Consider the following 22,290-nt stretch of genomic DNA (forward strand, 5'->3'; position numbering starts at 1 on the left):
GGAGCGGGCGAGTTCTTCGGCTTTTTGGGCCGTATGGTGAGCATGGTCAAGGTGCCCGATCTCGGCCAGGACGCTGACCAGGTTGCTTAGTGCTTCCACTTGCTTATGTGGGTCAGTGATGGAGCGGGCGAGTTCTTCGGCTTTTTGGGCCGTATGGTGAGCATGGTCAAGGTGCCCGATCTCGGCCAGGACGCTGACCAGGTTGCTTAGTGCTTCTACTTGGTGTTTGGGATTAGAGATGGAGCGGGCGATTGCTTCAGCACGGTCGAGTTGCCCGGCCTTGACTAGCGGACCCACCAGTTCGATCAATGCGCAGGCTTGGCGATATGGTTCGGTAATAGAGCGGGCCAGTGCTTCGCCGCGGATATAGTTTCCTACTAGGATCCAGGAACCGGGTAAGCTCATCGGTATATTTGTATTACGGTATTCCAAGAATTCGCGAGTTCGTGCGAGCAGCAACATCGCATACAAGTCCGGCACGTCCTGCTGGCCGATGATTCCCTGACAAGCGGCAATCTCTGCCAGCGTTGTGGCGTCGCCTCCGCTCGCATCTAGCATGCGATCAAGACGGTTCCGGTCAGTGGCAAGAGCTATCATCCGTGATAGGTTTCCGGTGTCTTGAAGCAGCCGAAAGTAACCACGCAACAAATATTCTGGAGTACCGGCTGGCCAGGCTTGATCACGATATTTATCGGCCCAGCCGTGAATTCTGTCGCGATAAGAAGTAATCTCTGTATGGCTCAATGCAGCGACCGCAGCCGACATAAGTTCCTCGTGCGCGAGTACGAAGATCTGGGCGCCGTCGTCAGGGCGCCAATGGCTATTGCTGCTACTGAACGTGCGCCCCGATACCGCTCGCAGCAACCACTCAACTTCCGAATTTGACATTGAGGTCAACTCTGCCAAATCACTGCTGCTAAGGCCGCCACCGGCGGCAACAACAAATCCTAAAAGGTTACGCTCTTCGCGGCTGCCATGCAAAAGGTGGATAAGCTCACGCTCGGCGTCATCTCGAATGATCTGTGCTGCAGGTGAAGGAACCACCATGCGCACGATCCCCGGATCTCGTAACGGGTGCCATGCTGGCACATCTGAAGGCACTGGTGGGTCATGCCGACCTGCTACCACCACCCGCATCCCATCCGCTGGCACCGCTGGCAGTAGTGCCGCGATACTATGCGCGTTTGGACCGCTCTTCACTCCCCGGTCCTCGTCTAGACCATCGATGACCAGCACCAGGCGCGTACCAGACCGACGGCAAGACTGAGCCGCGGCTTTCAGGAGCCGATTGAACCATCCACTCTGGGTCGCTTCTGTCAGCAACGCTGGCATCGGCTCGCCGACCAGCTCGGCTAACTGCTCGATCACCACTTCCAAAAACGCGCGACGGTCGCTGTGCCCTGCGTAACGCGAGGTAATAAAGAACGACACCACCCGCACCTCAGGCGGAGGATTCAATACAAAGGTGGCCATCAACGCTGACTTTCCCGCCCACGCCGGTCCCTGCCACCACACATAACTTCTGTTATGGTCTCCGGTGCAAAAGTTGGAAAGCTCGGCTAGTTCCCCTTCTCGCCCCACCAGCCGCCAGGGAAAGATTTGTTCAACCGTGTCCCGATAGGCGGATCGTGCGACCGGCGCCCGTATCAGATGCACGTCCCCGTAGTGGCTACCCGTGTTGACGTAGCTGCCTGATCCCCCAACGGCTGCGCCTGTATCACGAACAGTGCTCTTTATCTGCGGACCGCCCCTCATCGATCATTCCGGGTTGTGCCGCGTAGCCCGACGGGGCTCATGATGAAGCTGGACACCGGTGTTGACATCGCCTCCACCCCCGGTTGCCGCATCGCCGGTTCGCTCCACCCACACCTGGTTGGGCAACATGCCAGCTGGTCCGGCCAGGCCAGTGTTGGCTGACCCTCCACCGCGCGAAATCGCCCGGCCAGTATGCGACACCCGGATAGCGCTGCCGGAGAGCGCTGGCCAAGCCGCCCAAACCGCCACTCCTAACGCGGCAACACCGACTAGCGCCGAGACCACCGAGGCGGCTTTGTCTGCCTGATCCCACCCCAGGAACGCGAACACCACTGCCAGTACTACCACCACTGCTGTCGTCACGACCAGCAACCACCGATGCACCGTCATGACAACCATTGTCCCTTCCATTGATCAGCGTTACGGGCAAAGCCATAAACATTTCCGCGCCGAGGCTTCGCCAGCACTGTGGGAGATCAATTAGTAACATGCTGCTTGGAGCCGACGTCTACATGACAGGGTAGATCGCTGGCACCAAAACCGGTACGGGAGGATCGCCTTGCGACTTCCCTTCACCGCCTCATATCTTCCGACTGCTCTGAAGTGGACACCGCTCAGGGCTGGGCATCTGTGTCGTTATGCTCCGACCGCATCGGCGTAGTGGACGAGACGATCAGCCAGACGCTGGCGAGCGCGGCTATGAGATCCCTTGTCCGGCCGGGAATCATGCCCTCCGACCCCTGGCGGATCATACTTCGCGCTAGTTCGAGGCCGAGGAGGCAGCCCAGGGTGAGGCGCAGGGTGGAGCCTTCGGCGTTGCCTCGGAAGTGGTAGCGCATGCGAGTACGCAGGTTCTACTTGCTGGTGAGGAGTCGCCATCCGGCGGGGGGCGATGCCGACGTACAGTAGTTGCCCCGCGGCCAGGCGGGGATCAGGAGATTGCTGAAAGTGCCAGCCGTAGACGCCGGAGCCGGCGGGGATGGGAGTCGGCCGTGTCATCACCTCCGAGCAGACCATAGCCGGTCGGGCTGTTGGAGGTCAGTCGTTTTCATCGCATCTCCCAGCAAATGCGTGGATAAGAAGACGTTAGAGCATGGCGGAGACAACGCCGACGATGTGTTCGCACCGATGGGACATGCGTTTCTACTCAACGGCGCCGTCAGCAACACCGCCTTACACGATCACATGGCAGCGGTCCGCATTCACCACTCGATGAGGGCGAGAAGCCGTTGACGAGGTGTCTGCCCTTCCCTACGGACTGGATAGTGCTTTCCACAGAACCGATCAAGCGATCAGTGTTCCGAGTAATACTTGAAGCGCGCCGGCGTGCGGAGGCCAAGGAGGCAGCGTGGACGAGCTCGAACGGCAGTTCCATCGAGCCATGGTAGGCATTTACGAGACAGCCAAACGGGAGCTCGGTTACAATGCCACGCGCTTCCTGCAAATGCTCAGCGAGCGTGGTGGGGTCGAGACTGCAAAGTACCTTCTGTGGGCCGACGCACCGTCTGACGGCTTCACAACACTGTGGACCCATGGCCGTCTTGATCTCACCGTCGAAGCACATGTGCTGCTCGTTGAGTACGAAAGTCTCTTCTTTGATGAGGACCGCCGGAGAGCGAGCCAGCGGCTGGAGAGCTATGGCTGGCCTGAGAATCGGCGATACGACTGAGCGCCGAGGACGATAGCGGCGGAGCAGTCCAGGCCGCATCCAGAAGCCGTATTGACCAGCCTGCGAACACAGTTATGGATGGGTGTGGACGACCCGAGACGCAGGCCGAGAGAGTTGCTGTACAGCAGCACGTACAGCAACGCCGCCTTACAGGATCACACCCTAGCGCCCGGCATCTGCCAGTCAAGCAGGGCAGCGAGCCATCAACGAGGCGCCTGCCCTTCCTTCGTAATGAAGTGACCGAGTTACGGCCGTGAGGATCGCCGACTTCGGTTCTCACCGACCGTGGCTGGGGCGATCGACGCCGAGGCCCTCCTTTGTCGGGCCCCGGCACCGGATGACCATGGCAGAGGTGACAGCAGCGCTGACAGCAACGTCCCCATACGCCGACGCATCCGCGCCACCGTACACACGTGCTTGACCACGGTCCTGATCAGCCGAGCAGGGTGATTGGTCCGCCTGAAAAGCGGACGGTCATAAACTGCCGTTTCGTGCGAATCTAGGGCGCGATATATTACGGAGTGATCTCGCGGCTGCTCATTTGTGCTGGAGCCCGGAAGCTGATCCGGAAGAACCTATGAGGGCCCGGTGCATCTATTCTCGTCGTGTGACGGAGAGTGTAGTTGCCTAGGGTCAAGGAGGCTCATGGTTGATAAGAGGACTGCCGCTGGAATGGTAGCGGGTGCCGGGTTAGTTGTGACGGTGCTCGTTCTGCCCACCGTGACGAACATCGCTACCAGTGCTCCACTGCCAAAGCCGTTAGCTTGGATGAGCGACCAGCCCTGGCTAGTCTTCGGTGTGGCTGGCGCCGCCGCGATGATCTTGACCATCATTGGAGTCACCTTCTTCCAGGGAACCGACAAGACTCCGTCGCGCGAGAGCGGGCGCAAGATCGATATTAGAGGGCGGACTCTCCGGGAGGCGGTTTTCATGATCGACCGCCGGTCCGAGCAGTGGCGGCGTGAAGCGCTGGTGACGGCTGCTCTATCTCTGCTTCGCACCCAACCCCATCCAACGGTTCTGTATGGGCTGCCCGGTACGGGTAAGACCACCCTCATGGCCCAGGTGGCGAAGGAATGCGTGAGCGAGATAGATTACGGCGTCTATCTGACCTTCGACGGATATCAGGCAGAGGACGATACCGGGTTCCTCCTCCATCAGTTCAACCGATTTCTCGCGGGCTTCGGCCAAGCACTGGATGAGCAGACGCTCCAGCAGTCTCCACGTGCCGTACTGCTGCGCCGCATGGCGATGGCGCTTGACGGCATTGGAGTGCTTGTCATAATTGATGGCTTGCACCGTGCGGCCTTTGCAACGCAACTCGCCCTGCTCGAGGCCTTGGACAGCATTGATGGGGTCAGGGTTCTGGCGTCCTCGGATGAGGCGCCCTCGCCCAAGCTAGGTGTTGCCTCTCTGCGCGTTCCGGATCTCACCCGTCCCGAGTACCGGGAACTCGCCCGGGTGGTCAGCAAGGACCTCCAGCTGACGACGGATGTGGACGAGCTGCTGGAACGGCTGCCAGACGAGATTCGCACGCACCCGCGCACGTTAGTGATCACCTTGGGCTACTTGCGCGACCGGCCGCTGGAACTGCTACCTGCCGACGCAACCTCCGATGCCAGGCTTGTCCAGCACGCGGTAGCCAGCCTGCACCAAGATGCACTTCAGGTCCTGATGTTGCTGTCCCTATTCCGAGGATGCGATGTCGCGACAATGATCGCTCACTCGGGCCGCGTGCCGTTCAGGGGCCTTGAGGAGGAGATGGACGTACTCATCCGTCGGGCCCTGATCGACCGGATCCAGCCGACAATCGAGGTGCCTACCCTCGTTATCGCCGCATTGAACGGGCTCGGCGGGGTCCGGGCTTCCAAACTTCGCACTATAGTGACCGACGAGCTTATGCGCACAGTGAACAATCTGTTGATCGCCGGCCGCGACCTGTCGCAGGCCGGTGAAACTCTAGCTGCAGTTGCCCACAATCTGACGCTCGTCCAAGCCTGGCCGCAGGCACTGAAGCTTTGCGACGATCGGATCCTGGAAGAACTAAACCGGCGAGGGCATTGGAACGCCTATCTCGCCCTCGTTCGGATAGGTGTTCGCGCGGCGGGCAGCGTACGTGAGGACGATCTTATCGTTGAGCTTGAGCTGAGGCTCGCGCGCAAGTTGATCCAGGTCGGTTCCTTCGAAGAGGCGACGCACACGCTGGACACAGTGTCAGCTCGGCTGGGCGAGGGCGGCAGTGCGACACACGCACAGCTGGCTGCACAGCACGGGCTGCTCTTCCTAGTAAAAGGCGATGCCGAGGCCGCCCGCCGGTCCTTCGAGGCGAGCCGGGATCTCGCGATAGCCCACGAGGATAGGCCGCTGCTCACTGTCGTCTATAAGCAGCTTGGCCATGTGTATGAGGCACTCGATCGTCCGCAGGACGCCCGGGATGCTTATGAGGAGTCTATGAGCCACGCGTCCACCGATTCCAAGTACCTATGGGATGCTCTGGTCAACCTGGCACTGCTCGATGCCAAGACTCATGAGTTGGAGAGGGCGTGTCGCGGATCGAGCAGGCCGTCCGAGGCATGGCGGCCGGCGGCTACGACGCTGGACTCCCGCGGGCTAATCTGGCGTATGCTGAGATCGCCTTCGCGCGGGGTAACTGCGAGCTTGCGATCGGCCTGGCCCGGCAGGTGCGCGATTCTGAAGTGGTGAACGATAAAGTCGTTCAACTCGCCGCCTCTATGCTTCGGCGTTTCGAACACAGCTCCTAAGGCGGTTTGGATGCTTCGTCTCAGAAGGCGCCGTAGACCAGAAAAGTCGCTGGAGTATAATCCCCTGCATTTCCGGAAGGACCCACGTCTGCCGAAAGAGGTCCAGCGCCTGTTGAAGAGTTACGAGCGCGACTCCTTTCATCGGCACGCGTTCCGCCGGAGCGATAAGCGTGAACGGCTGGCCACACAGCTGAGGCACGTGTGGCCATCGGACAGTCTGGACATCAAGTATCTAGAATCGGTTCTCGCAGTCCTGGACCTGCGGGCAGTTGCTCTTTATTCGAAAGAGTCGTTTGAGAGCGCAGAGACCGGTCTGGTCGACTTCTGGGCAGCGAACGGCCTTGAGCGCCAGGCACTCGACGAGGTATTGAGGACGATTCATCTTGACCTCATCACCATTCTGGACCACTGAGCAGGAGATGGAGTCTCGGCTGCGCGCCGTACTGGTTCATGCCCGAGACAACGTGCCCTTCTATCTCGACTGGATACCCGCCGAGCGCGACGACCCCTGGACGCTGCTCGGACGTCTGCCGCTGCTCGACCGCGAAATGATCCAGAGGGCGGGACACCGACTGCATGCGCTACCCGGCGACTCCGCCGAGTGGCGGGCCACCCACACCTCGGGCACGACCGGTGAGCCAGTGACCGTCGTATTTCGATCTGGCACCTCAGGCACTGGAGTTCGCACTGCTGGCACGTCAAGCCGAACGGCTCGGGATGTCACAAGGTGCGGAAGTAATGCATCTGACGATGCATGCCCCTAACCCATCCCAAGCGCTTCGAGCGTCCTGGGGTGACGGACGCGTCATGACGAAGTGGAACCTCGCCCATGTGTGGCAACGCGATGACGAGGCCTTCGCGCGAAGCATGACCTGGCTCAATGGCCGAATCCTGACAGCCAAGCCTTCGGTACTGGCTCTGCTTGCCGAGAGGTCGCCAGCCGGTTCGATCCGGCCAGCGGGGATCTTCATGTCCGGCGAGACCGTATCGAGGGACATCCGGCGTAGCGTGGAGGAGGCATTTCCTTGCCCGGTGTCCAGTCTGTACACAATGGCAGAGGTTGGCGTCGTCGGCAGCGAGTGCATCGCCACGGCCTCTGGATACCACGTCGAGGGCGCTAGCGCTTACTCCTCCAGGATGACGAGGTCGTGGTAACCCCCCTCTCGAACTTCGCGATGCCGTTGCTCCGTTACCGTACGGGAGACCGCGCCCGTTGGGAGCCAGGCAAATGCGGCTGCGGGCGCACGGCACCGAGACTGATCCTGACTAGTGCTCGCTCACACCGGCACCTAGTCAAGCCGTCAGGTGAACTTGTGGAAATTAGCAAGTTCATGCAGGCGCTCAGTGCCCTGCCAGTGGAGCGAATTTCGCTCTCCCAGAAGAGCTCCGGCCAGGTGCGGATCGACTATCGTGCGGCCGAGCCGCTGAGTAAACAGTTCCGAAGGCGGGCTGCCCGTCCGCTGCGCATGGCGCTCGGTCTGGAGACTGATGTGCGCTTCGTGCGGCAGTCGAACCCGACCTGGCGTGTTTCGAACGAATACCTGGCATATCCGGGACACTCGGCCGTGTCGCTGGACCTCACGGCCAACGACGTGTCCTCTTGGTTGGTGTCCCGATTCGCCGAGTGGGGTGTAAGGCCGGATACGGCCGTGCTCACCGGAAGTGTCCTGCGGCCGTCAGTCCGTAGCCGGTTCAGCGATGTCGACCTCACGCTCTTCACCGACTTAGAGCCGGAGTTGTGGGTAGACGTGGTGCGACTGCTCCGCCAGGACCTGCCCGTCCTGCGTGTGACGGTTACGGACGCTGAGCGTCCGACCGTCCTCTCTCCTTTGGCTGTCTGCCGGGTGATCTGCGAGGGTAGAGCGATCATCGGATCGAAGCCCGAGTTGGCCTGGCCAAAACCGAGGCTATTGGGGATCGAGGGCCTCTTTTGGTGCGCTGCCGCCGCCGAGACAATGTGGCATCAGCTCACTGGCTCCGCGACGGGCCCTGCTGAGACTTTGCGGGTCGCGTATTTGGCTCAAAAGGTCATCGTCAACGCGTGCCGTTACCGGCATGTGTTCTTCGGCAACCGAGAGACCAAAGCGGACCTCGTCGTAGAGGCTGAACTAGACGGCGAAGAGGGAGCAGTCTCCATCGAGGCGATCGAAGTCGCCAGAGAGCACCGTCCGCCACCGCCGGAGAACCACGCCGGCCGACGGTATCTCAACGCGGCACGCACCGTGGCCAACCTAGTAGCGGACGAGATCGCGGAGGAACTGGGCTGGAACGCCGCAGGGCACGAGCCTGGAGAACTGAAGACCTCAGATCTGTGACCTGATGAAACCGTGATGGACAGCACTGGGATTGCCTTTCCTGTGATGACCCTGGTCCTGCTCGGCTCACTCCGAACGTTCCATGCCGGGGTGTGGTGACAGATGAGTGATCTTGCTAACGCCGGTGCTAACCACACCTCTGAACGGTCCTGGACGGCGTTGGAATCTTCGAGGCGAAGAACCCCTGACGAGCAGGCGATTCTGTCTGTGGTGGACGGCGGTGGACGTCTCTGACCTTGCTACGGATCAGAAGGTTGGGGTTTCGAGTACCTCCGGCCGCACAGCATGTGAAAGGCCCTTCGGGATGATCCCGGAGGGCCTTTTTCGTGGCCGTACAGCAGCCTTGTACAGCAACGTCTGCGACTAAGCGTTCTGATCCGTAGTCAGACGCTTATTCAGCTGGTCGAGTGCCTTGCGGGTCTCTGGGCTTGGGATCTGGGTGTAGACGTCCATGGTCATCGAGATCTGCGAATGCCGGCGGGATGCGCATGGCCACGCGCGGGTGGATGTCGAGGGCGGCCAGGAGCGAGGCCCAGGTGTGCCGGGTGTCGTGCACGCGGATGCGCGGGACACCCGCATGGCGGCAGTGGTTCTCGAAGGCCCGGTTGAAGTTCCGCGGTTCGATCGGTGTGCCGGTCCGAGTGGTGAACGTCAGGTCCGAGGGCTTCCACTTGTCCCCGGCCGCCTTGCGTGCTTCCTCCTGGACGCGTTGACGGTGCCGGAGCGCTGAGACGCACAGGCCGAACAGCGGGAGGGAGGCTGTCGAGTCTTCCGTCTTGGTCGTCTCGCGGTGCAGAAGCCAGCCGCCAACTCGGGTGAGCTGGCGGGAGATCCAGAGCTGTTCGCCGCCGAGTTCGACGCAGTCCCAGGCAAGGCCGAGTACCTCTCCGCGGCGCAGGCCCAGGACGAGGATGAACACGTAGGCCGCGTACAGCGGGTCATCGATCGCCCGTAGGTGTTCGAGGAACCTGCGGGCCTCGTCGACGGTCCACACCGTGTGCTGACGCTCGGCAGTGTGGTCAGCGATGCGACGTTCTTCGAGATCAGCGCTCTCCGGCCGGCAACCTCGAAACAGAGACGCAAATCCCGATTCCAGCGCATTTGGAGCTCGAAGGACTTGAGCAAAGACTTTGAAAAGGGTCACCCTGTCACGAGGCGGACTGTTCCTGAGCGTCATCGCCAATCCGACAAGCGCTACGACTACTCCCGACCGATCGCCTGTTCTCGCCAGGCCGCCAGATTGCTGCGGGTGGTCAGGGTGTCGGGGTGGTCGGAGCCCAGCACCCGCACCTGGTCGACGAGCAGTTCCTCGAACGCAGCGGCCGCACCCGCCGCATCCCCTGCCTGCCCCCGCCAGGCCGCCAGATTGCCGCGGGTGGTCAGGGCGTGGGGGTGGTCGGAGCCCAGCACCCGCACCTGATCGGCCAGCAGCTTCTTGTATGCGGCGGCCGCTCCCGCCGCATCCCCCGCCTGACCCCGTAAGTAGGCCAGATTGCCACGGGTGATCAAGGTGTCGGGGTGGTCGGAGCCCAGCACCCGCACCTGATCGGCCAGCAGCTTCTTGTATGCGGCGGCCGCACCCGCCGCATCCCCCGCCTCGCCTCGCCAGTAGGCCAGATTGCTGCGGGTGGTCAGGGTGTCGGGGTGGTCGGAGCCGAGCACCCGCAAGCGGTCGACTAGCAGTTCCTCGAACGCAGCGGCCGCACCCGCCGCATCCCCTGCCTCGCCTTGCCACCGCGCCAGATTGCCGCGGGTGATCAAGGTGTCGGGGTGGTCGGAGCCCAGCACCCGCACCTGATCGGCCAGCAACTCCTTGTCTGCGGCGGCCGCACCCGCCGCATCCCCCGCCTGGCTCCGTAAGTAGGCCAGATTGCCACGGGTGATCAAGGTGTCGGGGTGGTCGGAGCCCAGCACCCGCACCTGATCGGCCAGCAGCTTCTTGTATGCGGCGGCCGCACCCGCCGCATCCCCCGCCTCGCCTCGCCAGTAGGCCAGATTGCTGCGGCTGGCCAGGGTGTCGGGGTGGTCGGAGCCGAGCACCCGCAAGCGGTCGACCAGCAGCTCCTCGCACGCAGCGGCCGCACCCGCCACGTCCCCCGCCTGACCCCGCCAACGCGCCAGATAGCCGCGGCTGGTCAGGGTGTGAGGGTGGTCGGGACCGAGACGGCGCAGGCAGGTGGTGTACAGGTCGGCGCAGGCGGCGATCGCGGCGTTGACCTGCCCGGTCTGGCCGAGGCTTTTGGTTGCTTGCAACAGCACGGGATGGCCGCCGGCGTCGGGGCTGTAAAGGGCGGCGCCAGTGGTGTTATGCAAAGCAGTGGTGTTGGCCCGCAGGATCCGGCCGAGGTGGTCGTGTTCGATCGGCGGCCAGGTGTGGAGGAGGGCGTCAGCGGCTGTGTGGGCGAGTTCGGTGAACAGGTGCGGGCCGAGGTCGGGTAGGGCGGTAAGGTTTTCTCGGGTGGCGCGCTGGATGAGCTGATGGATGCGGATTTCTCGGTGGGAGGCGGTGCGGTCGTGGTCCAGGAGGCTGTGCCGGTGAAGCACCCGCAACGCCTCGTCCACCATGGCCTCGTCCACCCCACCTGCATCCTTGACTGAGGTATGGGCTGCAGGTTCGAGCAGATAGCTGGTCAGGTACTCCAGAGCGGGTGGGCTGGTCAGCACCGATTGGGGGATGCCAGCTGGGTCCAGGACGCTGACCAGGCACAGCACTGGGCGGGCAAACCCGGCAGGTGTCACCTGGTCGGCGTGGTCGATGGACAGTTCCCAGGTGGCGGTGACGATCCGTCGATGGCCGTCGGGCAGGTAGTCCTCGCCGGGCATAGCGTGGGCCAGTAGTCGGGTTGCCAGCCGCTGCCGGTAGGCGGCGCACGGGATGTCGGCGTTGATGATGTAGGCCGCCGCCTGTGCCAGCGCCAGCGGTAGGAACCCTAGGTCAGCGGCGAGGCCGTCCAATTCGGCGACCGAGTCCTGACCGCCGAGCTTGGCCGTCAGGTAGGAACGAGCCTCTGTTTCGGTGAAGGTGCCGATATCCACTGTGTGGCGATCCGCCCCGGCCAGGGCCGCTTCCCGCAACCGAGTGGTGACCAACACCCGGCCGCCTGCCGCCGAAGTCGCCGCCGGCGGCCACAGTTCACTCAGATCCTTGGGGTGCTGCACGTCGTCCAATACGACTAGCCAGTGCTGGTCGGTGGTCTCCGCCCAGGTCAAAAACTCTCGCGCCGCCTGCTCGGGATCATCCCGGTCGGCCAGGGGCAGGCCCAGACGTACAGCGGCGTCGGCGTAGGTAGTGACGATGCCATCGCGAGCGGCGGCATCCACCCACACCAGCACATCAACCCCCAGCTGCCAGCTGTGGCGGGCGTAAGCGGCGGCTAGTTGGGTCTTGCCGACCCCGCCCATCCCCGCTAGCACCTGGCTCAGCACCACCGTCCCGCCCGCAGCCTGCACGCGTTCGGCGACCTGGCGGTCCTGGAAGCAGTCGGCTGGCTGCGGGATCATCCCTATTCGAACCCGCTCCCTAACCGAGGCCTGCCCGGACCGGCCAGCATCATCCGGATCCACGGAAGCCCGGCGGGCACGGTCGGCGGCCATCAGCCGATCCCATTCACGCGCCGACAGGGCACGCTCTTTCGCCCACTCCGCCAGCGTCGCGCCGACCTTGACCAGCTGATCCAGATCACGGGGCTCTGCAGCCCCCGTTGCCCACCCGTTTACCGTCGAATACGGCACACGCGAAGCGGCCGCGAGCTCCTTCTGCGTGACACCGGGCCGGTGGACGCGGGCCTGGTCCCACAGCCGCGCCAGCTCCGCCAGGACCTGAGATGCCGATTCCCCCAGCCGGAACACCGGCATGACGCCCCGCCTCCTCACCGCGAAAGGACGGTCATCCGGATCTGGAACGGACCGGTCCGGATCCCCACCTACCGGCAGCGTAACCCCGCAGATCCGGACCTATCTGGCATACCTTCAACACCGTCGGCATCCCAGATGTCATGCAGGCATGACGAACACCAACATTTCGGCGCCCCACACAAGTCCGTCCTCCCCGCGACGCCGCTCTGCCAACATCCGCTATCTCCGCCGCTCCATCGCTATCGCCTTCGCACGCGGCGGTGCCCACGCCACCGGCAGCGGCCTGATCGGCCTGCTGTTCTGGTGGATCACCCACTAACCCCGCGCCTGACCACCAAGTGGCCTGCATGCCTTGAGCTGTGCAGGCCACTTCGCATGCGTAGGAGTTGGCGGGTCCGCATCCGCCAGCGGCGAAGACGGAGGGAGGCCAGCCCTACAGCCCTCTCAAGGCGACTGACCACGCCGCATCCGACGGCTCGCCTTGAGGGGCTCGCAGGCGGGGACAGTAACCCAGCCGACTCGTCCCAGCTTTGTCCCAGGAATATGATCAGGCCGCATACATGCAGAACACCGCCAAGTGATAGCGGCCGTATGTGGTTGACCTGGGGGAAATACGACGCCGCGCTCCTGACTCCTAAAGCGGGTACCGCAGGTTCGAATCCTGCCGGGGGCACCATCATTGATCAACAGTAGAGCGCCTTTGACCAGGAGAAACACCAGTCAAGAGCTTCTTGATGTGTCCGGGGCTGTACGGCTGTAGCTGATCGTTAGCGGGCGGATCGTGCCAAATACGTGCGCACAGTCCGGCTGTGATCGCGGGCTTCCACCACACGCTCGCTTATCGTGCGTCCTTCACCCACCGCCTCGCGATGGCCGGCAAACAGTCAGCGCCCCCACGTCCCGCCGCTCGCTATGCCCTACCTTTCGAATACGACCCCGTCGCGGCGAGGTCCATGGTGTCCGGTCCATAAAGTGCTCGAAAATGGCTCCTCCAGTCGCTAACTACGCAGGTCGTGGAGAGTGCTCCCCGCGCACGCGGGGATGGTCCCCGGCAACGATGAAATGATAAGGAGTCGAGTGCTCCCCGCAGATGCGTGGACTGGCTGAACTCACGTCGGCATTCGTCAACAGGGAGGTCAACCATCTCACCTAAACTGAAGCTCTGGAACCAAGCAACCACCTGTAGAGCTTGATCATGCCAAATACGTGCGCAACCTGTTCCCACTACCGACTGTAGTACCTACTTGACGTGGGGAAATTCCGCGGACGCTTTCCTTACTCCTGAAGCGGGTGGCAGATGGTTGCCGCGTAGCTTCCGCTCCTTGAGATTTGGCGGCTCTGCGCTGCGGGTCTACTTGCCACTGGGCACGAGGGCGGGTAGCCGTACTTGTTTGCTGTACAGCAGTTCCGTACAGCAACACCGCCTAACGCGATCACATTCCACCGACCTCTATCCACCGCTTCGCCAGGATGGAAGCCCGCTGACGAGGAGCTCGCCCTTCCCTACGGATCAGAAGGTTGGGGTTTCGAGTACCTCCGGCCGCACACAGCATCAAGGCCCGTTACCAGGGAAAACCTGGAGCGGGCCTTTGTGTTTGTCAGGGCAATCCCGGGATCTTGCCAACAGCCCTGCTTGAGGCACAGAAGACTGCTTCGTCCTCACGTCTCGCGAGAGTCGGACAGAGAGACAGACGGTCACCCAGTGCTCATAACCCGCCGCTCAGCGCACTGCGCCTGCCGTATTCACGACCAACGCCAGAAATGGGCACCATCCATCAGCGAGGAGGATTCCGTCCTCGACGCGATCGGGCCGGGGACGCGCCCGATCGATCCGGTCGGCACAGGAGTCGGCGCCGTGACCGGCTTCCGTGCTCCGGTGCCAGCATGGCAACGTCCTACCGACGGTGGGGCGGCGCGGCCAAGATGGTGATCACGGTCGTGAAGGCGAGCAAGCCCGCGCCGCCCGGGGAGATGGACACCGGCTCGTTGCCCGGCGTGGCGGCGCCGAGGCCGTTCACCGGGCTGGCCCAGGCCGTACCTGTGGACGGCGATCTGCGTGCCGCCTTCCGCGAGCTAATGATCGAACCGGACCTGGAGGTCGGCCGCCCGGCGCTGCGCCGCTATGTGGAGGCCGGGCTGATCCGGCCGGGCAACCCGGGTGCTGCTCGGCCCGCGCTGGTGGTCGAGGTGTTGTGGCTCGGTAAGACGCCGGGGTGGCCGCACGACGCGGACGACGTCGGGTTGCCGCTTCTCCTCGACGAAACGCCGTAATCTGCGACACTCAGGATATGTGGCGCACGGCGTACGCGTTCGGCGAACTCTTTGGAATGCTGCGTGTTCTTCGTTTCCTCCCGGTGCGGGTGGGCTATTTTCGGAAACTCCGCCCCACTCTCGCCAATTCTTCAGTTTCCGGGTACGTCACCGCCCTGCGCCGCGACGGGGTGGTGATTATTCCTGATTTCCTGGACGCGGAGACGATCGCCCGGATGCGCGCGGCGGTGCCGGATTCGGCGGAGTTCGACGAGTCGCCCGAGGGCGACGGCGCGCTGCGCTACCCGAGGGCGGCCGAGATCGAGGCCTTCGCCCCGTTCTTCGATGAGGAGACTGTGCCGTCCATCGTGCGCGGCTACCTGTCCCGGACGGCCGAGCCGGTGCGGCGCACGGTCGGGCTGAAGGTACGCACCGGGAGCATCCCGACCTTCGAGACGAGCTACCACATCGACACGTGGAAGCTACGTGTGAAGGCCTGGCTCTACCTGGAGGACGTCGGCCCGGAGAACGCCCCGACCGTCTACCTGAAGGGCAGCCACCGGGGCGCCTGGCGGCTGCTCCACGAGGCCCGCCACCACGACTGGTTCCGGGTGGATGAGGAGGGCTTCGCCGACGAGGACGTACTCTACGTCGGCGCGTTGTGGCCGCACGAGGTGGCCCGCCTGCGCGCCGCCTACGGCTTCGAGGAGGTCGTCTGCACCGGCAGGGCGGGCACGTTGCTGCTGTTCGACGGCCGTGGCCTGCACCACGCGACCCCCCTGGAGGCGGGGCGGCGGTTGATCCTCACGAGCTACTGGGTCCATCCCGATGCCTGACTGGATCCGGCCGCCCTCGGGCGACGGACCGAAGGTGATCATCCACTCGACGACCGACCTGAAGGGCGACGCGCAGTCGCCGGGCGATCCGGGCGCGTACGTCGAGGCCCGTTCGGTCTACCTCGCCCGGCCTGGAGACCTGGTGGTGGGCCGGGGGGCCGCGTTCCGCGAGGCGCTGGCCTTCCACGGCGCGCGCGGTCTGGAGGTGCCGCGCCGCCACTACCACCTGTCCCACGACCTGCTCACGGCCCGTCCGCCGACGCTGCTCGGGTGGTCGCGGTTTTCCGTGTACGCCCTGGACGACCCCACCATCACGCTTCTGCGCTGGATTCTCGACCGGTCGGGCCTGCCGTACCTGGAGGTGGACGCCAACCCGCAGGACCTGCTGGCCATCTGGTCGGACAAGACGCTGCTGCACCCCCACGTGGATGACACCGCGGACGCGGCCACCGAACGGGACCACGCGCCCGTCCTGCGCGACCACGGCGTGGAGGTGCCCGTGCTGCCCGGATACGCCGTGCACGACCGGGCCGGCCTGCGGCGGGCCGCCCGGCTGCTCCGCGAGCGGCACGGCGTGACGCGCGGCTGCCTCAAACCGGCCCAGGGCTCGGGCGGCTACGGCATCCGGCCCGGCCTCGACCTGACTGGCGACCTGTCGGTCCCGGTGAACGGCCCGCACGTCCTGGAGGCCCACCTTGACTACCTGGCCGCCCCGTCCGCCCACCTGGGCGCCGAGGGCGCGACGTTGCAGCTCATGCGCGGCACCGCGTGCGCCGGCAACGTGCTGGTCGACGCCGACCGCCATCCCGGCCTCACCCGAGCCCAGTACGCCGCGATCGGCGAGGTCATGGCCCGGCTGCCCGGCGAGCTGGTCACGATGGGCGTGGACTTCGGCGTCGGCCGGCTCGACGGCCGGGCCGGCGGCCGGGTCGTGCTGGCCGTGCAGGATCTCAACCCCACCCCGACCGCCGCCGCCCTGACCCGCGCCCACGCCCTCCGTCACAACGCGCGTTACGCGGCCACCCGCGTGCTCGTCCCCGAGGGCGGCCTGGCGGACCTGGCGCGGTACGGCGAGCCGATCGCCGCCGTGCCGGGGAAATGGGGCATGATCGCCGCCACCGGGGACAGCCCCGAGGAGGCGGTGCGGGCGGTCATGACAGGCGGTCGGCCTCGGCCGCGAACCACGCGGGCGGAATGAGCTCGGCGTTGCCCCGGGCCGCCTCGGCGGTGCGCCGCAGGTGGTGGGCGGTCGCCGCGGTGTCGCCTTCGACCAGTGCTTTCGCGGCCTCGGCCAGGGCGCGGGCGGCCAGCGCGTCCGTGCCGCCCCACTCCTCCAGCAGGTCGGCCGCTTCGGCGGCGGTCGCCACCACCTCCGGCACCCGCCCGGCACGCCAGTACGCCCAGGTCAAGTTGAACAGGCATAGGCCCTCGACCTCGATCGTCTCGACCTTCGCGCCCTCGTGGCGGCCCAGCAGGAAGATCTGGATGGCCTCGTCCACCAGGCCGAGCCCGAGGTGAGCGATCCCCTCGATGCTGCGGACGTAGCCGATCGCCTCCGGGACGCCCGAGCGTTCGTAGGTGAGCAGCGCCCGCTCGCAGGCGTCGATCGCACCCTGCCAGTCCTCCGAGACCAGGCAGACGATGCTGCGGGCGTCGGCGGCCCGGCCACGCAGCAGGTCGTCGGGGTGACGGTCGACCAGCTCGTCCAGCTCGTCGGCGACCGCGCGAGCCAGCGCGGCGTCCCCGGCGTAGCAGTGGGTCAGGCACAGGCCGAGCAGGGCGTGCGCCTCGTGCACCCAGTCCTCGTTCTCGCGGGCGATCGCGATGGCCAGGGTCAGCGTGGTGACCGCCTTGGGGGCCTGGCGCTGCTGCCGGTGAGCCTTGCCGAGCTGGAGCAGTGAACGTTGCTGGCGCCGCAGGTCGCCGATCTCGGTAGCCACCTCAAAGGCCTGCTCCAGCAGGGTCACCGCCTGGCTGAACGGGCCGCCCCGGATGCGGGCGATGCCCAGGCCGAGGTAGTGCATGGCCTTCGCCTCGGGGTCGGTCAGACGGCCTTCGAGCTGCGTGTGCATCCAGACCGCCGCCGCGACCGAGCCCTGGAAGATGAGGAACTCGTCGAAGGTGCCCAGCACCCGGGCCGCCGCGTCGAAGTCGCCGGCCTTCACACGGTGCTCGAACTCGTAGCGCTGGAAGGTGACGTCGTTGAGGGAGCGCCACTCGGCCTCGGGCACGGCCTCGGCCGCGTACCAGGAGGCGACCTTGGCGTCGAGCTCGCGCTGCCGCTCCGCCGGGAGGCGGGCGTAGATGAGGTCGGCGTCCATGGGGTGCAGGGCGAAAGTGCGGGTCGTGCGGTCGACGCCGACCAGCTGGGCGCGGACGAGCTGGCGCAGCGCGGCGGGCACGTCCAGGCCCGGCAGTATCCAGGTTATGGCCCGAGCGGGCACCGGGCGGCCGAAGACCGAGAGTACGTTCATGACCACCCGGCCGTCGTCGTCGAGCCGGTTGTACTGGTCGCGGACCAGGTTGCCGAGCACGTCGCCGCGCTGGGCGAAGGTGGCCAGCAGGTCGTCGAGCGTCGGCAGGGTCAGGTAGTCGTCCGCCAGCGCGCCCACCACCAGCTCCAGGGCGCGCGGAATGCCGTGCACCCGCTCGGCGGCCCGCGCGAGCCGGTCCGGCCGAATGTCCCTGATCCCGATGTCGCCGCTTCGGTCGAGGTCGCGCAGCAGCTCGACCGCGTCGTCGGTCGGCAGCCCCTCGACGAGGTTGACCCGCACGTCGAAGCGCAGCAGCTCCGGTGGCAGCGCCAGCGGGATCTGCGTGGTGACCAGCACGCACGGCGCCCGGCGGGCCCGGAACAGGATGTCGAAGAAGACACCCAGCTCGTCGTCCAGCTCGCCGCCGTCGCCGAGCTTGTCCTCCATGTTGTCGAGCAGGATGACGTAACGTCCGTCGGACATCGCGGAGAACAACTCGTGGATGCGGTCGGCCAGCGACCGCTGGTTACGCCAGACGGCGTGGAGGCGGCCCTCTTCACCCTCGCCGAGCACCGAGGCGCAGTCCATGAAGATGCGTTCGATGGTGATCTCGCTGGTGCGCGTGCTGAGGCAGACGATGCCACGCGGCAGCGGGTCGTCGCCGCCGTGCGGCCAGACGCCGTTGGCCAGCAGGTCGAGTACCTTGGCGGCCAGCGCGCTCTTGCCAATGCCGCGCCGCCCGACAATGGTGATCAGCCGGGTTCCGGGGTCGCTGAGGTACTGGCTGATCAGGGCCCGCTCCCGGACCCGGTCTCGGAACAGGTCCAGTCCGAAGGCGACCGGGATGCCGATCATCCGGCACGACACCGTCGGCAGTTCCTCGGGCTCCCGGCCGGTCTCCAGGCCGAAGCGCTCGATGACGTCCTGGATGGGAGCGGCGTAGAGCAGCGGCAGCGCCCGCCGCGCGTCGCCGGCCGAGGAGCGCAACCGGGAGCGCACCTGCTCGATCAGCACGCCGATGACCACCCCGGCCGGGGACTCGACCGGGCTGCCCGAATAGCCCTCGTAGTCGTCGGCCTCGGTGTCGACCAGGAGCTGGTGGGCTTCCAGCCGGAAGCCCTTGGCGTTGACGAACAGCCGCCGCACCGCCGCGATGCGGCCGTCGAGCAACGGGTCGTTGGGGTGCGGCTGGGTGGAGACCTGCCAGCGGGAGTTCAGCTCGGCCGGTCCCGGCCGCAACCAGAGCCCGGCCTCGTCGCGCAGGCGCAGCACAGCGACGTCCAGCTCGGGGTCCACCTCGACGCGCGCCACTTCGAGGCTTTCGCGCGGCAGCACCAGCCGGACCAGCGAGGCGTCGACCGGCTGGCCGTCCCGTCCGCGCACGACGTGATTGGCGGTCACCGCCACCCGGGGCCCCAGCATGAACCCACACCCCCGAGGTCTGCCGTCCACCAGGATGCGGCCGACGGCGTCTTTGCGGTCGGCCTTCACCGGTCCCTGCGGTACGTGAGCGTGACCTCGAACGTCGCCCCCGCCGAGCCTCTGGTGAGGATCGCGCCGGCCTCGGCGGTCAGCGTCACGCCGAAGGTCGCTTCCAGCTCGTCGAGGAGCCAGCCGGTGACCTTCGGGATGGACCCAACGGCCTCGCCGATGGCCTGCGCGCCCTGCTCGACCGCGCGCGCGACGTCCTTCGATCGCTCTTTGAAAGGCTCGGCGAAATTGCTGCCCCAGCCGATCTCGCGACCGTCCTCGGTCACCACCTGGACGAGGATTTCCGACATCGAGATCTCCCTGCTGAACAAGGTCCCGGCGAAAGTCTCAACGTATCTTATTAACCTTTGGTGGCGATGGGAAGGTTAATTTTCGGCCAGTATATTAATGGCTGTCGGAATAGTGATATTCCTTCCTGAAAGTACGACAATGAGCCGTCCATTTACCGTGACCTTCCCGGCCAGCACCGCCGCGACCCCGCACGCCCCCGCCCCCTCCACGACCAGTCCGTGCTCGGTGAACAACCAGCGCATCGCGACGTGGATCTCGGCGTCAGTGACCGCGGTCAGCTCGGCGCGGCCCCGGATCAGGTCCGGCGTGACGCAGCCCGCCTCGATGTTGCCGGCGATGCCGTCGGCGATGGTGTCACCGATGACCTGGGGCTCGATGCGCCCGGAGGTTACGGCGGCCGAGACCGCCCGAGACACCGCCGACTCGACGCCCACCACGGCGACGTCGCCCCGGCCCTCCGCCCACAGGGCCAGCCCGGCCACCAGCCCCCCGCCGCCGACCGGCGCGACGACCGTGAGCGGTCCGGGCGCCTGGGCATCCAGCTCGCGGCCGATCGTGGCCTGCCCGGCAATCACATGGGGGTCGTTGTACGCCGACACGTACCACCCCGGCAGGGTGAAGGAGTGGGCCTCGGCGGCGTCGAAGTCGTCGCCGTACCGGACCAGGGTGATGGGGTAGGCCGCCATCTTGGCTACCTTGGCCGGGGACGCCTTGGTGGAGACGACGACGGTGACCGGGGTGCCGGTCAGCGTGGCGGCGTAGGCCATCGCCAGGCCGTGGTTGCCGGCGCTCGCCGTGACGGCCGCCGCGTCGCCGGGTAGCGCGGTCAGGGCGGCCAGCGCTCCGCGTACCTTGAACGAGCCGGTGGGCTGCTGGGTCTCGGCCTTCAGGAACGCGCCGGGGGCCAGCGCGGTCGGCAGCAGGGGGGTGGGTGGGAGCACGGCGGAGACGTGCTCCCATGCCCGTTCGTGATCGGCGGTGGTCGGCGCGGTGACTGAGCGAGAAGGCATGCGCCCATCATGCGCCAGCCGAGGCGTTCGACCAGGCCCCGCAGCAGGGCGGCCCGTTCGGCCGTGGCGGCGATGAGCGACGTGCTGGTCATGGTCGTCGTCGGCGGCGGCGTCGGCGTGCGCGCCGCCGACCACCGCGCCCAGGTCGTCGAGGGTAGGCATGCCCGGCCTGGCGGTCAGGTTGCCGTCGGAGACCCGCCGCTGGACATCAGACTGCCCGACGGCTCCGGGTTGGAGACCTGTCGGCGGCTGGGACATCGGTTCCCGATCATCTTCCTGACCGCGATGGGCCGCACCGAGGACAAGCTTCCGCTGCGCGGATCACGTGGGCGTAGGCCCGGAGAGTGATCGAGGGGTCGGCGGGGCCGAGCCGGGCCGCGACGACGTGGACGGGAACGCCCGCCAGGACAGGGTCGTCGCGTGAATGCGGCGGAGATCGCGGAGGCGGGCTTTGGGCAGTGGGGTGTTCGGGTTCTGAGCGTTGTTGCGCTTGATCAGGATCGGGAACAGGGAGCTGACACGGGAGCGCGCAGCCAGTCGGATTGGTGCTCGACCACGCGGTCCGAGCGGTAGAGCCACCGGATAAAGTGCAGGCCGCCCGCGCCTTGATCACGAACGACGTTTGGTACCGCACCGTCGATGAGCTGGGCTGCGTCAGCCTGCCAGTCGGGCGAGGGCCAGCGCGTGTGCCTGGTCGAGGGATTCCGCGGCAGCGCAAGGGACGTCCGGCCGCACGCCGGTGCCCTCCCAGTTCGCGCCGGAGACGGGGTTGATGGCGCGACCGGTGGGGACGGTGGTTTCCAGGTGGGGGTGGACGGTCCAGCCCTCGCACGGGTGCGCGCCGCCGCGGGTGGGCTCACCGACGACAACGGCGCGGCCGAGCTGTTGCAGGTCGTAGGCCAGTTCCTCAGCGGCGGAGAAGGTGCTGTCACTGGACAACACGTACACCGGTTTGCTGCCGCCGAAACGCGCGCCGGGAACGTGCGGCAGGCTCCAGGACTGCTCGCTGCGCTCGCCGCTGCGCCAGTACATGGTGTTGAGGTGGGTGCGCTCGTCCAGGAGGTAACTGCAGACGAAGGCGACGGTGTCCGGGTCGCCGCCCCGGTTGTTGCGAAGGTCCACGATCAGCGCCTGGGCGCGGGAGGCCAGGGTGAGCGCGGCGCTCAGCGGTTCGGCGGCCCACTCCAGCGGAAACAGCATCGGCGCCAGCTCCACGACGGCGACCCCTCCCTCGAGCAACTCCACCCGGGGCGCACCGCCCAGCGAGGTGTCGAAGTCCCGGCGGATGGACTCCAGGGTTGCCGCGCCCTGCTCGGGGGACACCGGGTCGGCGTGGTGCTTCAGTCTCAGGTGTTTGTCGTTGTTGACGGACTGCAGGTCCGCGGTGACCAGACGGGCGAGTTCCTCGGCACCGTCGACGTCATAGGCGCCCTGGGCGAGGCGTCGTTGTAGCAGGTCGGCGAGCTGCTCGGCTATCTCAGGGAAAACGTAGTGCTCGGTCAGCAGCCGGGCTGTCTCGTCGATGACAGGGGCGGGCTGAAGGTCCGTCAGAGTCGTCATGGCAGGGAGTAGATCACTGCCC

Annotated in this window: 17 protein-coding genes; 9 read left to right on the forward strand and 8 right to left on the reverse strand. The window is 65.7% G+C overall.

Features of this window, described 5'->3' with window-relative positions; genetic code table 11:
• Positions 1 to 1,473: hypothetical protein (locus tag AB0J16_RS40495; protein ID WP_358550066.1), on the reverse strand; the 1,473-nt coding region annotated here is incomplete at its 3' end.
• 896 nt (positions 1,474 to 2,369) lie between these two features.
• Positions 2,370 to 2,606, reverse strand: coding sequence for a GIY-YIG nuclease family protein (locus AB0J16_RS40500; protein WP_358550382.1), 237 nt, complete (start codon positions 2,604 to 2,606; stop codon positions 2,370 to 2,372).
• A gap of 497 nt (positions 2,607 to 3,103) precedes the next feature.
• Between AB0J16_RS40500 and AB0J16_RS40505 the strand changes: the two genes are divergently transcribed.
• The 4 genes from AB0J16_RS40505 to AB0J16_RS40520 all read left to right on the forward strand — a co-directional run bounded on the left by AB0J16_RS40505 (position 3,104) and on the right by AB0J16_RS40520 (position 8,501).
• On the forward strand, positions 3,104 to 3,424 hold the full coding sequence (locus AB0J16_RS40505) for a hypothetical protein (RefSeq protein WP_358550068.1): 321 nt from the start codon (positions 3,104 to 3,106) through the stop codon (positions 3,422 to 3,424).
• Between the two features lie 768 nt (positions 3,425 to 4,192).
• Positions 4,193 to 6,127 (forward strand): AAA family ATPase, encoded by a 1,935-nt coding sequence (locus AB0J16_RS40510; protein ID WP_358550070.1) that lies wholly within the window; start codon positions 4,193 to 4,195, stop codon positions 6,125 to 6,127.
• 69 nt (positions 6,128 to 6,196) lie between these two features.
• Positions 6,197 to 6,598, forward strand: a complete 402-nt coding sequence (locus AB0J16_RS40515) for a hypothetical protein (protein WP_358550072.1) — start codon at positions 6,197 to 6,199, stop codon at positions 6,596 to 6,598.
• Between the two features lie 901 nt (positions 6,599 to 7,499).
• Positions 7,500 to 8,501 carry a hypothetical protein gene (locus AB0J16_RS40520; RefSeq protein WP_358550074.1) on the forward strand — a complete coding sequence of 334 codons (1,002 nt, stop codon included), beginning with the start codon at positions 7,500 to 7,502 and terminating at the stop codon, positions 8,499 to 8,501.
• A gap of 391 nt (positions 8,502 to 8,892) precedes the next feature.
• Here AB0J16_RS40520 and AB0J16_RS40525 read toward each other — a convergent pair whose 3' ends face one another.
• Both AB0J16_RS40525 and fxsT read right to left on the reverse strand, forming a co-directional pair.
• Positions 8,893 to 9,645: a site-specific integrase gene (locus tag AB0J16_RS40525; RefSeq protein ID WP_358550076.1), complete on the reverse strand. Its 753-nt coding sequence runs from the start codon at positions 9,643 to 9,645 to the stop codon at positions 8,893 to 8,895.
• A gap of 56 nt (positions 9,646 to 9,701) precedes the next feature.
• On the reverse strand, positions 9,702 to 12,356 hold the full coding sequence (gene fxsT / locus AB0J16_RS40530; RefSeq protein WP_358550078.1) for an FxSxx-COOH system tetratricopeptide repeat protein: 2,655 nt from the start codon (positions 12,354 to 12,356) through the stop codon (positions 9,702 to 9,704).
• Positions 12,357 to 12,504: 148 nt separating this feature from the next.
• Between fxsT and AB0J16_RS40535 the strand changes: the two genes are divergently transcribed.
• From AB0J16_RS40535 to AB0J16_RS40550, 4 genes are all read left to right on the forward strand, one after another.
• The gene (locus AB0J16_RS40535; RefSeq protein ID WP_358550080.1) at positions 12,505 to 12,675 is read left to right on the forward strand and encodes a hypothetical protein; all 171 of its coding nucleotides are present in this window, start codon (positions 12,505 to 12,507) and stop codon (positions 12,673 to 12,675) included.
• Between the two features lie 1,565 nt (positions 12,676 to 14,240).
• On the forward strand, positions 14,241 to 14,627 hold the full coding sequence (locus AB0J16_RS40540) for a hypothetical protein (RefSeq protein WP_358550082.1): 387 nt from the start codon (positions 14,241 to 14,243) through the stop codon (positions 14,625 to 14,627).
• A 173-nt stretch (positions 14,628 to 14,800) separates the two neighbouring features.
• Positions 14,801 to 15,442, forward strand: a complete 642-nt coding sequence (locus AB0J16_RS40545) for a phytanoyl-CoA dioxygenase family protein (protein ID WP_358550084.1) — start codon at positions 14,801 to 14,803, stop codon at positions 15,440 to 15,442.
• The gene (locus AB0J16_RS40550; RefSeq protein ID WP_358550085.1) at positions 15,435 to 16,640 is read left to right on the forward strand and encodes a hypothetical protein; all 1,206 of its coding nucleotides are present in this window, start codon (positions 15,435 to 15,437) and stop codon (positions 16,638 to 16,640) included. The genes AB0J16_RS40545 and AB0J16_RS40550 overlap by 8 nt, the downstream gene beginning before the upstream one ends.
• Here AB0J16_RS40550 and AB0J16_RS40555 read toward each other — a convergent pair.
• The 3 genes from AB0J16_RS40555 to AB0J16_RS40565 all read right to left on the reverse strand — a co-directional run bounded on the left by AB0J16_RS40555 (position 16,594) and on the right by AB0J16_RS40565 (position 20,708).
• Positions 16,594 to 19,338 carry a trypsin-like peptidase domain-containing protein gene (locus AB0J16_RS40555; RefSeq protein ID WP_358550087.1) on the reverse strand — a complete coding sequence of 915 codons (2,745 nt, stop codon included), beginning with the start codon at positions 19,336 to 19,338 and terminating at the stop codon, positions 16,594 to 16,596. The two genes, AB0J16_RS40550 and AB0J16_RS40555, sit on opposite strands and share 47 nt — an antisense overlap.
• Before the next feature lie 65 nt (positions 19,339 to 19,403).
• The gene (locus AB0J16_RS40560) at positions 19,404 to 19,697 is read right to left on the reverse strand and encodes a CU044_2847 family protein (protein ID WP_358550089.1); all 294 of its coding nucleotides are present in this window, start codon (positions 19,695 to 19,697) and stop codon (positions 19,404 to 19,406) included.
• A gap of 75 nt (positions 19,698 to 19,772) precedes the next feature.
• Positions 19,773 to 20,708: a pyridoxal-phosphate dependent enzyme gene (locus AB0J16_RS40565; RefSeq protein WP_358550091.1), complete on the reverse strand. Its 936-nt coding sequence runs from the start codon at positions 20,706 to 20,708 to the stop codon at positions 19,773 to 19,775.
• A 9-nt stretch (positions 20,709 to 20,717) separates the two neighbouring features.
• Between AB0J16_RS40565 and AB0J16_RS40570 the strand changes: the two genes are divergently transcribed.
• Positions 20,718 to 21,056 carry a hypothetical protein gene (locus AB0J16_RS40570; RefSeq protein WP_358550093.1) on the forward strand — a complete coding sequence of 113 codons (339 nt, stop codon included), beginning with the start codon at positions 20,718 to 20,720 and terminating at the stop codon, positions 21,054 to 21,056.
• 306 nt (positions 21,057 to 21,362) lie between these two features.
• Here the strand turns inward: AB0J16_RS40570 and AB0J16_RS40575 are convergent, their stop codons facing one another.
• Entirely contained in the window at positions 21,363 to 22,268 is a 906-nt protein-coding gene (locus tag AB0J16_RS40575; protein ID WP_358550095.1) for a S41 family peptidase, read from the reverse strand.
• Positions 22,269 to 22,290 lie beyond the last annotated feature (22 nt).

Origin of the sequence: Nonomuraea sp. NPDC049750, from assembly GCF_040659625.1 — a bacterium.
Classification (GTDB): domain Bacteria; phylum Actinomycetota; class Actinomycetes; order Streptosporangiales; family Streptosporangiaceae; genus Nonomuraea.

Coding starts and splice junctions, on each gene's coding strand:
- AB0J16_RS40510 (WP_358550070.1), top strand. CDS start 4,193: ATGAGCGACCAGCCCTGGCTAGTCTTCGGTGTGGCTGGCGCCGCCGCG.
- AB0J16_RS40515 (WP_358550072.1), top strand. CDS start 6,197: ATGCTTCGTCTCAGAAGGCGCCGTAGACCAGAAAAGTCGCTGGAGTAT.
- fxsT (WP_358550078.1), bottom strand. CDS start 12,356: ATGCCGGTGTTCCGGCTGGGGGAATCGGCATCTCAGGTCCTGGCGGAG.
- AB0J16_RS40535 (WP_358550080.1), top strand. CDS start 12,505: ATGACGAACACCAACATTTCGGCGCCCCACACAAGTCCGTCCTCCCCG.
- AB0J16_RS40540 (WP_358550082.1), top strand. CDS start 14,241: ATGGCAACGTCCTACCGACGGTGGGGCGGCGCGGCCAAGATGGTGATC.
- AB0J16_RS40550 (WP_358550085.1), top strand. CDS start 15,435: ATGCCTGACTGGATCCGGCCGCCCTCGGGCGACGGACCGAAGGTGATC.
- AB0J16_RS40555 (WP_358550087.1), bottom strand. CDS start 19,338: ATGCTGGGGCCCCGGGTGGCGGTGACCGCCAATCACGTCGTGCGCGGA.
- AB0J16_RS40560 (WP_358550089.1), bottom strand. CDS start 19,697: ATGTCGGAAATCCTCGTCCAGGTGGTGACCGAGGACGGTCGCGAGATC.
- AB0J16_RS40565 (WP_358550091.1), bottom strand. CDS start 20,708: ATGCCTTCTCGCTCAGTCACCGCGCCGACCACCGCCGATCACGAACGG.
- AB0J16_RS40570 (WP_358550093.1), top strand. CDS start 20,718: ATGCGCCAGCCGAGGCGTTCGACCAGGCCCCGCAGCAGGGCGGCCCGT.
- AB0J16_RS40575 (WP_358550095.1), bottom strand. CDS start 22,268: ATGACGACTCTGACGGACCTTCAGCCCGCCCCTGTCATCGACGAGACA.